Here is an 8,846-nt window from a genome sequence, read left to right as displayed (position 1 = left end):
GAGGCTCAGAGCCAATTGCTGCACGACCTGCCATAGCGGCAAGTTGCGAAAGAGGGCCAAGCCAATGACCAACCAGACGGCATGCTCAGCAGGAAGTTTGCGGCGCCGAATGGAGGCTTTGCCGGTAACGGCGAGTGCTTGCTCGATCCAGGCAGGGTCAATCAATGCGGCCAATGTCTCTAGCCGAGAAGGGGCGTGTGGCAGCGTGTCATGTAAGGCGCGTTGTAGTAGGCTCATGCAGCGAAAAAGGGAACATGATGAACATGTCCCCTTTTTACTGGATTTACATCCGCAAGTCTTAACTGACTGGCATTAGCCGGGCGGCGGGCTTGTTGCGCAACAGCGTCTTGACTGAAGACTTACAGACGCACGTTCTCGATGCGAGTCACATGCGGCGGCTTGCCGCCCAGCGGCTGATAGATGTACACCGCCACCAGATGCGGCTGGGCACCCGGATACACCACCTCCGCGCTAGCCAGGAAAATATAGTTTTCCCCGGCCACCACCTGCGTGGACACCGCCAACGGCACGTATTTCACGCCCAGCAAACCTTCCGTGGCCTGATGGAAAACCTTGCGGTCCTTTTCATCCACCGGCCGGAAACCGGACCAACCACCCAGCAATTGTTCAGACATGTCATGCTCCCGTAATGAGTTATCCAACACTGGAAACAACACGGAGCCAGCTTTGCCCGCCCCGCCCAATGCCGGTATAGCTAGGGCATCCGCGCCTGGGCAAGAATTTAGTTATTACTACGTAATTCATATCTCAAACCAAATTCCCATTCATCATTTCAATATCGCCAAACAGACTTTGAGCTGGCCATTGGCGTCGCCGGCCAAGCCTCGCGCCCATGAAAAAAGCCCCAAAAAGGGGCTGAAACGGGAATCTCGCCAGCCTCTGACTACGCACATCGCGAGCCAATGCTCAGAGGCTGTTCAAAGTCTCGCAGGCAAGAGCGAGACTTTAAAAATTCAAGGCCCAATCCGGCTGCAAATCCTTGATCAACTGCGACGGCAGGCGTTCGCCCTCCACCAGCAAGGAGCACTCCAGCGAGAAATGCTTGGGATCAGACTTGGAAGCGATCAGCAACAAACGCGGCACATCCGCGTACTGCTGCGAACGCTTGATGGTTTTCCACGCGCCCTTGTCCCATTGGCGGAACAACGTACAAACGCCACCCTTTTCCTTGGAGCAGGTGAATTTCAGATCCGGCCGCTGAGCCACGAACTGCTTGAGCGTCATATCCCGCTGACCCAGCAAGCGAAAGCCCCAGTTATAGGCTTCCGACACACCGTTGACGTCTGTCGGGCTATTGGTGAAGTGGTAGTGCTCTTCCACGTAATTACGCAAGGCCCATTGCGGGGTCAGCGCTACCGGCTCCTCGATTGCGGAGTAACGCAGCAGCGAGGTCAAACCTTCGGACGCGCCGCTGACGTCTTCCTCCATCTCCCGAGCTTGATCGCGAATAGGCTGCATCCGCAATGCGGCACGGCCGTTTTCCACCGTCACCGGCAGGCCGGGAATAGCCTTGCCCGGTTGGGCGATGTAGCGAAAGAAACTGCCGTCGCAATTGAATATTTGGCGCAGCGCCTCATCGTCGGCATGGGCTTGCAGGCTGAGCAACATCAAGAAGGGCAAGAGTTTTTTCATTGGATTTGAACTGAGCTTTTTAGAAAGCCGACGATGCTAACATAGAAATTACATTTTCATTTTTGACTATATTTGTAAGAACATACGCATTTATCATCCACCGCTCAATTTTCGAGCCCGCACCGCTGACGCCCACCTTGCGCCGTCATGCCCGACCACGCCCAAGCAACAGTATTCACGGCAAGATCAAAATAGATTTGCAATTTGACAACCAGTTGTCAATAATGGCAACCAGTTGTCAAAAAGGAGGCCGCATGCCATCAAAACCAAGCCATCGCCCACAGCGCATCACCGATCTGATGCTGCTGATCTTCCGCCTGAACGGCACCCTGCTGGACAGAGGCGATCAACTGGTAGCCCACCTGGGCATCAATAGCGCGCGCTGGCAAGTGCTGGGCGCGGCGGGCCTGGCGGGCGAAGCGCAAACCGCGCCGCAAATCGCCGCCCGCATGGGCATCAGCCGCCAAGGCGCGCAAAAGCAACTGCACAAGCTGGTGGAGGAAGGCTATTTCGACGTGCTGCCCAACCCCCAACACGCCCGCTCCCCGCTGTACCGGCTGAGCGCCAAGGGAGAACGCACCGTGGCCGGCACCCAGCGCAGCCAGGCGCAATGGACGGAGCAACTGGCGCGGCACCTGCCCGACGCGGATTTCGACGCCGCCTGCCACACCCTGCAACAACTGCTGAGCACACTGGACACGCTCAGCCCCCCAATTGGAGAAGAGTCATGAACCGCACGCTCAAACTGATTCACTTCATCGCGCTGGCCCTATTCCTGGGCAGCATCCTGGCCTGGGTTGTGCTGTCCGAAACCGGCCCGGCCACGCCGGCCCTGCTGGCGCAAACGCGGCAGCAAATCCATATCGGCACCTGGGCGCTGACCGTGCCCGGCCTGTGGCTGATGCTGATCAGCGGCCTGCTGATGGGCTACCGGCGCTACGGCCCGCGCAACCGCTTTTTCCAGCTCAAGCTGGGGCTGACGCTGCTGATTCTGCTCAACGCCTCTTTCGTGGTGGTGCCGGCGGTGGATATGGCCAATCAACTGGCCCAAGCCGCGCTGCTCAATGGCGCGCTGGGCGCGGACTTCCACGCCGCGACTTTGCGCGAAGCCATAGGCGGCGGGCTCAACATCCTGCTGATCGTGATCACCGCAGCGGTTGGCGTCTGGCGGCCCGGCGTTCGCGCTCGCGCGGCGGGAAGCATCCCGTCAGTTGGCTGAGGGAGGCTTAGGCATGAAGCCGTATGAGCGGCTCCGCTCACACCTGTTCTTTTTCAATAAAATGCCCCGCCAGCGTCAGCAGGCGGGGCATTTTACAATCAGCTCAAGCGCGGTTTGACCCAGGCCAGGCCGCGCTTAAATCCGCTCAACGCCTACGCTTGCCTTCCAGGCACGCCATCAGATCCCGGCTGCGCTGCAACTGGTGCATCGCCTCCACGTGGCGATACAAGTTCAACTGCCGCCCGGCCACGCACAGCAAGGTCTCCAGATAGTTGAAAAAGCCGCGGCGCAAGCCGTTGCGGTGGCTGCGGTCGCTGTGGTCCATATCCCTGGCAATGCGCAGCAGCAAGCCGCGGCCGGCGTCCAGCTCATTGCTTTTCAGCCACTGCGCCAGGTGCGCGGCATACTGGCGGCCCAGCATGCAGGCCTCGGCGTAATCCTCGGGTTCGGCCGGTTGCCAGTAATGCGGATGATTGCGGCCCGGAATAAAGCGGACAAAAGGAAGGCGGGTTGCCTTGGTTTCCACGGAAACACAGCGGTACTGCGAGCGCCGCAGCGCCGGCTGTTGCGGGGAAATGCTGTCCTGCTGGACGGCGGGATCCTTGGAATGGGATGGAGTGGATTCGATGTGGGGCATCGGACGGACTGGCTTCGCCATTGCAACCTCCTTAAATGAAGGGCCTGACCGCTAGACGCGGCAAGGCGGGCACATGACAAGGCTGGTCTCACCGGTATCTTGGTCCGGCGCGCCCATGGGGCGCCCCTGCCATGGCCCGCCCAGATTTAGGCAAAGCAATAGCAACCGGACACGAAAATGCCGCTTTCGCGGCGTGTCCGCCAAGATACAAGCTCAGGAGACCAGTCCCGGCGCTGTTTGTGTGGCAGCGCGGGGACCATTGTTGGCTAGATGGCGGGGGGAGTCAAGCCAGAGCGGCTCCAGTTCATAGCAAACGAGATCGACTCGTTTGTTAGCTGCGGAGCAGGCCGCGTATCCGACGCGCCCCTGCTCCCTTCAAGCCTGCCGACGGGTGGCAGGCCCGAGGTTTTAAGCGGCTGCTTGTTCGAGCAGCGCGACGTTAGCGCGCTGCGAGTTCAGCCGCGCCTCGGGCCTGACGGACCCCGGCGGGAAGCCGCAGGCCAGGCTTGCAGGGCGGCCTTTGGGGTAAAGGGGAATTTGGCCGCGCAAATTCCCCTTTCCGTTTGCCGGGCGGAACCGGCCCTAAATCATCATCCGCGCAGCGGATTCAACTTAGAGCAAACGAGAAGAAAGGGAGGGCACATCAGCTTCGCTCAGTCTCCCTTCTGCTCCTTTCTTCAATCCGGAAATCTGATAGCTCACCATTCCCAAGCACCTTCAAGATGCCCTCACTCATCTTCCGTAACGAGTGCAAAAAAATGACAAAATGCTATAATATGCTAAATAAATTTATTGAGATGCACTATGGACATAAATTTTGAAGTCATTATCCAAAGTCATGAAGAAGAAGTTGATATGGATTATGCACTAGAAACATTAAGTGGCACAGCCAGCGTGACTTGCTTGTTAGCCGAAGCAATTCTAGAGCAAAAAGTAATTGACCGCAGAACAAGTGCCAACAACATCAGAGCCCGGTTAAAACAAAGTTTTCGTGGATCATATGGGCAAAATTTCTCAATCCATATAACCAATTCTAAACTACAAAGACAAGTAATAAAAATAGGAAAACCAGTTATCGCCGAAGTAATGTCTTACTACATACATGAAGCACTTTACGCCAATGACCGCAAAATATCTCAGGATGCAGAAAACGTCATAAAGTCATTAAAAGAAATTGAGGACAGAATAGTTAAAAAAATTAAGTCGCCACTTAAAAAAATGCACAAAATAACATCAACAAATGGCTACGACATTTCACTAAACTGCCGACCAAAAGGCGACAACATACCCATTGCATATTTAAACAAAAGCACATCAGACATCATAATGCTAACAGAAAAATCGCCACAGCCAATAATAATAAGCGCAGTAATAACCCGGTTTAACTCAAGAACGGGAAATGGCAGATTAATTATAGAAAATCAAGAAGGAGGATTAACCACACCATTTAACTTCGACTCTCCCCTAGAAACAATCCCTACCGACATGAAAAAGAAAGTAACAGAAAACCTACATCTTAATAATGGTAGAGATGAAGAAAGATTTGAATTCATACAACTACTAGCTCACGGCATTAAAAACTCAGACAACACAACAATAAAATTCTTAATAGTGGCAGGACCGCGCCATGAAAAACAATAGGATAATATATTTATCAATTGCATGCATTTTAGCAACCGCATTTATATTTGCGACAAACTTTCACGAACAAGAGATATCAAAAAATAGTGTATCTTGGTCAGAGTTTGGCAGCTACTTTGGAGGCACGCTCGGGCCGATACTAAGTTTCATGTCAATAGTTTTACTCATTAAATCTCTTGACTTACAAATGGCAGCAAATAAGACAATAATAGAAGATTCAGATCACCAAAAAAAAATTGAAGAACAAAAGAATTTCGAAACACAATTTTTCAATTTAATCAACACCCAGCAACAGCATTTCGAGCAATTCAAAATAATCACCCCGGCCACAAAGAAGACGATACAAAACACCTTTGCCGTCACATATATTGAAAACAAAATAGTAGCCCATATCAACAGAGGACATTCGAAAAATGAAATAATAAAAAACTTAGAAACAATTGATCCAAACGATGCTATATTCTCATGCACCAGAAGATTCAACCTCATCATAAGAACAATAAAAGCATCAAACTTTCAAACAGAAAAAATTTCGTATTACGAAAAGCTAATTAATCTAACAGACCACAAACTACTATGCTTAATAGCAATTGCCTGCATTTATTTTAGAGACTGGCCGCATGTCAAAGAAATACTAAGTAGTGGCGTTTTAAACGAACTAAAAGAATATATGGAATCAATGTCAACTTCCGATTTGCTTTATTTAGAGCAAGACGACACCGCTTAATTACTCAAAAAAAACCCGCCTCGCGGCGGGTTTCTTCACTTCCAGATCAGGCTTAAGTTCAAGCCAGCTTAGCCAACTGCACCTTGATCTTGTCCAGCTTGTCGTTCAACTCGGCCAACTGCGCCTTGTCGCGCTCCACCAAGTGGGCCGGGGCTTTGTCTACATAGCCCGGCTTTTCCAGCTTGGCGGTGAGCTTGGCCAGTTCGGCTTCCGCCTTGCCCTGCTCCTTGGTCAGGCGCGCGGTTTCGGCGGCCTTGTCCACTTCCACTTTCAGCATCAGGCGGGCGTCGCCGGAGATGGCCACCGGGGCGTCGTCTTCCGGCAGCGCGGCCACGATGGAGCCTTCGGTCAGCCGCGCCAGCAGTTTCAGGTAGGGCACGAAGTCCGCCACCGTGGCGTCGCCGGTTTCGATGAACAGCGGGGCTTTGACGGCCGGGCCAATGCCCATTTCGCCGCGCAGATTGCGCACCGCGTTGACCATGTCCTTGAACGCGTCCATGCGGGTGTTGGCGGCGGCGTTGATCTTGCCGGCGTCCGCCGCCGGCCACGGGGCCAGCATGATGGACGGGGCGCTCTTGGCGTTGGCCAGCGGGGCCACGGTCTGCCACAGCTCTTCCGTGATGAAGGGCATCAGCGGGTGGGTCAGGCGCAGCGCCACTTCCAGCACGCGGACGATGGTGCGGCGGGTGGCGCGCTGCTGGGCTTCGTTGCCGGTTTGCAGCTGCACCTTGGCCAGTTCCACATACCAGTCGCAGTACTCGTTCCAGATGAATTCGTAAATGGTCTGGGCGGCGATGTCGAAGCGGTAGGTTTCCAGCGCGTTGGTGACGTCGATTTCGGCCTGTTGCAGGCGGCCGATGATCCACTGGTCAACAAAGCTGTATTCCAGCGGCAGGCTTTCGTCCTGGCCGCAGTCCTTGCCTTCCACGTTCATCATCACAAAGCGGGTGGCGTTCCACAGCTTGTTGCAGAAGTTGCGGTAGCCTTCGGCGCGTTTGAAGTCGAAGTTGACGCTGCGGCCCAGGGTGGCGTAGCTGGCCATGGTGAAGCGCAGCGCGTCCGTGCCGTAAGCCGGGATGCCTTCCGGGAACAGCTTTTCCGTGGCCTTGGCGATGGCCGGGGCTTTTTCCGGGCGGCGCAGGCCGGTGGTGCGCTTGGTCACCAGCGGTTCCAGCGCGATGCCGTCGATCAGGTCCACCGGGTCGATGACGTTGCCCTCGGACTTGGACATCTTCTTGCCTTCGTGGTCTCGCACCATGCCGTGGATGTACACGTCGCGGAACGGGACCTTGCCGGTGAAGTGCTTGGTCATCATGATCATCCGGGCAACCCAGAAGAAGATGATTTCGTAGCCGGTCACCAGCACGTTGGAGGTGAGGAAGGCGCGCAGGTCCGGGGTGTCGTTGGGCCAGCCCAGGGTGGAGAACGGCACCAGGGCGGCGCTGAACCAGGTATCCAGCACGTCTTGTTCGCGACGCAGGGTCTTGCCCGGCGCTTGCGCCTGGGCGTCGGCCTCGCTGCGGGCCACGTAGATGTTGCCGTCTTCGTCATACCAGGCCGGGATTTGGTGGCCCCACCACAGCTGGCGGCTGATACACCAGTCCTGGATGTTTTTCATCCACTGGTTGTAGGTGTTGACCCAGTTTTCCGGGATGAAGCGCACTTCGCCGCTTTCCACGGCTTCAATGGCTTTGGCGGCGATGGATTGGCCGGTGGGGTCCGGATTGCCGTCTTTGTCCAGTGCCACTTTGTCCATGGCCACGAACCATTGGTCGGTCAGCAGCGGCTCGATCACGGTGCCGGTGCGGTCGCCGCGCGGCACCATCAGTTTGTGCGGTTTGGTGTCCAGCAGATAGCCCTGGGCTTGCAGGTCCGCCAGCATGGCTTTGCGCGCGTCCTGGGTGCTGAGGCCGGCGTAGGCGGCCGGCAGTTCTATCGTGCCCTGAGCGCTGCCGTCGAAGCCGAAGATCTGGGCCTTGGCCAGGATTTTGGCTTCCAGGCTCATCACGTTAATGAGCTGGGTACTGTGGCGCTTGCCCACTTGGTAGTCGTTGAAATCGTGCGCCGGGGTGATTTTGACGAAGCCGGTGCCGAACTCCTTGTCCACGTATTCGTCCGCGATCACCGGGACCTGACGGCCGGTGAGCGGCAGTTCCAGCTGCTTGCCCAGCAGGTGCTGATAGCGCTCGTCGTCCGGGGCGATGGCCACGGCCACGTCGCCCAGCAGGGTTTCCGGACGGGTGGTGGCGACGGTGACGAACTCGTCGCTTCCCACCACCGGGTATTTGATGTGCCACATGTGGCCGTCTTCTTCCTCGGAGATCACTTCGAGGTCGGAGATGGCAGTGCCCAGCTTGGAGTCCCAGTTGGACAGGCGCTTGCCGCGGTAGATCAGGCCTTGTTCAAACAGGCGGACGAAGACTTCGGTCACCACTTCGGCGCGGGTGTCGTCCATGGTGAAGTATTCGCGGCCCCAATCCACGGAGCAGCCCACGCGGCGCATCTGGCTGGTGATGGTGCCGCCGGATTGTTCTTTCCATTCCCACACTTTGGCGGTGAAGGCGTCGCGGCCCAGGTCGTGGCGGTTAATGCCCTGCTCGGCCAGTTGGCGCTCCACCACGATTTGGGTGGCGATGCCGGCGTGGTCCGTGCCGGGAATCCACACGGTGTTGTCGCCCTTCATCCGGTAATACCGGGTCAGACCGTCCATAATAGTCTGATTAAAGGCGTGGCCCATGTGCAGGGTGCCGGTGACGTTGGGCGGCGGCAGCTGGATGGCGAAGGACGGTTTGGCGGTGTCCATGCTGGGCTTGAAGTAGCCGGCCTGTTCCCACTGCGCGTACCAGCGACGTTCGATGTCGCCGGGTTCAAAGCTTTTGGCAAGTTCCATGGTGATGAATCGTAGTTCTTCTAGAATGGAAAAAATGGGTCGATTATACCCGGTTTTGGAGTGTTCTCCGAGAGCCGGC

9 protein-coding genes are annotated in these 8,846 nt (G+C 55.9%); 4 read left to right on the top strand and 5 right to left on the bottom strand.

Features of this window, described 5'->3' with window-relative positions:
• The 3 genes from B0T39_RS02335 to B0T39_RS02325 all read right to left on the bottom strand — a co-directional run.
• A partial coding sequence (locus B0T39_RS02335) for a transposase domain-containing protein (protein WP_176219463.1) occupies positions 1–237 on the bottom strand: 237 nt, incomplete at its 3' end.
• A gap of 122 nt (positions 238–359) precedes the next feature.
• Positions 360–635 carry a hypothetical protein gene (locus B0T39_RS02330; RefSeq protein WP_043641678.1) on the bottom strand — a complete coding sequence of 92 codons (276 nt, stop codon included), beginning with the start codon at positions 633–635 and terminating at the stop codon, positions 360–362.
• A 331-nt stretch (positions 636–966) separates the two neighbouring features.
• Entirely contained in the window at positions 967–1,653 is a 687-nt protein-coding gene (locus B0T39_RS02325; RefSeq protein ID WP_081544626.1) for a hypothetical protein, read from the bottom strand.
• A 254-nt stretch (positions 1,654–1,907) separates the two neighbouring features.
• On the opposite strand from B0T39_RS02325, the gene B0T39_RS02320 reads away from it, so the two are divergent.
• Entirely contained in the window at positions 1,908–2,384 is a 477-nt protein-coding gene (locus tag B0T39_RS02320) for a MarR family winged helix-turn-helix transcriptional regulator (RefSeq protein ID WP_081544625.1), read from the top strand.
• A complete protein-coding gene (locus tag B0T39_RS02315) occupies positions 2,381–2,872 on the top strand; it encodes a DUF2269 family protein (protein WP_081544624.1) in 492 nt (163 codons plus the stop codon). The genes B0T39_RS02320 and B0T39_RS02315 overlap by 4 nt, the downstream gene beginning before the upstream one ends.
• A 145-nt stretch (positions 2,873–3,017) precedes the next feature.
• On the opposite strand, the gene B0T39_RS02310 is transcribed toward B0T39_RS02315, so the two are convergent.
• Positions 3,018–3,530 carry a hypothetical protein gene (locus tag B0T39_RS02310; protein ID WP_141111044.1) on the bottom strand — a complete coding sequence of 171 codons (513 nt, stop codon included), beginning with the start codon at positions 3,528–3,530 and terminating at the stop codon, positions 3,018–3,020.
• Between the two features lie 783 nt (positions 3,531–4,313).
• Here B0T39_RS02310 and B0T39_RS24730 point away from each other — a divergent pair.
• Positions 4,314–5,150 carry a hypothetical protein gene (locus B0T39_RS24730; RefSeq protein ID WP_141111043.1) on the top strand — a complete coding sequence of 279 codons (837 nt, stop codon included), beginning with the start codon at positions 4,314–4,316 and terminating at the stop codon, positions 5,148–5,150.
• The gene (locus B0T39_RS24725) at positions 5,137–5,877 is read left to right on the top strand and encodes a hypothetical protein (RefSeq protein ID WP_141111042.1); all 741 of its coding nucleotides are present in this window, start codon (positions 5,137–5,139) and stop codon (positions 5,875–5,877) included. The genes B0T39_RS24730 and B0T39_RS24725 overlap by 14 nt, the downstream gene beginning before the upstream one ends.
• A gap of 58 nt (positions 5,878–5,935) precedes the next feature.
• Here the strand turns inward: B0T39_RS24725 and B0T39_RS02305 are convergent, their stop codons facing one another.
• Entirely contained in the window at positions 5,936–8,767 is a 2,832-nt protein-coding gene (locus B0T39_RS02305) for a valine--tRNA ligase (protein ID WP_081544622.1), read from the bottom strand.
• Between the last annotated feature and the right edge of the window lie 79 nt (positions 8,768–8,846).

The organism is Chromobacterium haemolyticum (assembly GCF_002081825.1).
GTDB lineage: Bacteria > Pseudomonadota > Gammaproteobacteria > Burkholderiales > Chromobacteriaceae > Chromobacterium > Chromobacterium fluminis.
The sequence above is the reverse complement of the archived record's forward strand: the minus strand, read 5'-3'. Positions and strand labels throughout refer to the sequence as shown.

Coding starts and splice junctions, on each gene's coding strand:
- B0T39_RS02305 (WP_081544622.1), bottom strand. CDS start 8,767: ATGGAACTTGCCAAAAGCTTTGAACCCGGCGACATCGAACGTCGCTGG.
- B0T39_RS02315 (WP_081544624.1), top strand. CDS start 2,381: ATGAACCGCACGCTCAAACTGATTCACTTCATCGCGCTGGCCCTATTC.
- B0T39_RS02320 (WP_081544625.1), top strand. CDS start 1,908: ATGCCATCAAAACCAAGCCATCGCCCACAGCGCATCACCGATCTGATG.
- B0T39_RS24730 (WP_141111043.1), top strand. CDS start 4,314: ATGGACATAAATTTTGAAGTCATTATCCAAAGTCATGAAGAAGAAGTT.
- B0T39_RS24725 (WP_141111042.1), top strand. CDS start 5,137: ATGAAAAACAATAGGATAATATATTTATCAATTGCATGCATTTTAGCA.
- B0T39_RS02330 (WP_043641678.1), bottom strand. CDS start 635: ATGTCTGAACAATTGCTGGGTGGTTGGTCCGGTTTCCGGCCGGTGGAT.
- B0T39_RS02310 (WP_141111044.1), bottom strand. CDS start 3,530: ATGGCGAAGCCAGTCCGTCCGATGCCCCACATCGAATCCACTCCATCC.
- B0T39_RS02325 (WP_081544626.1), bottom strand. CDS start 1,653: ATGAAAAAACTCTTGCCCTTCTTGATGTTGCTCAGCCTGCAAGCCCAT.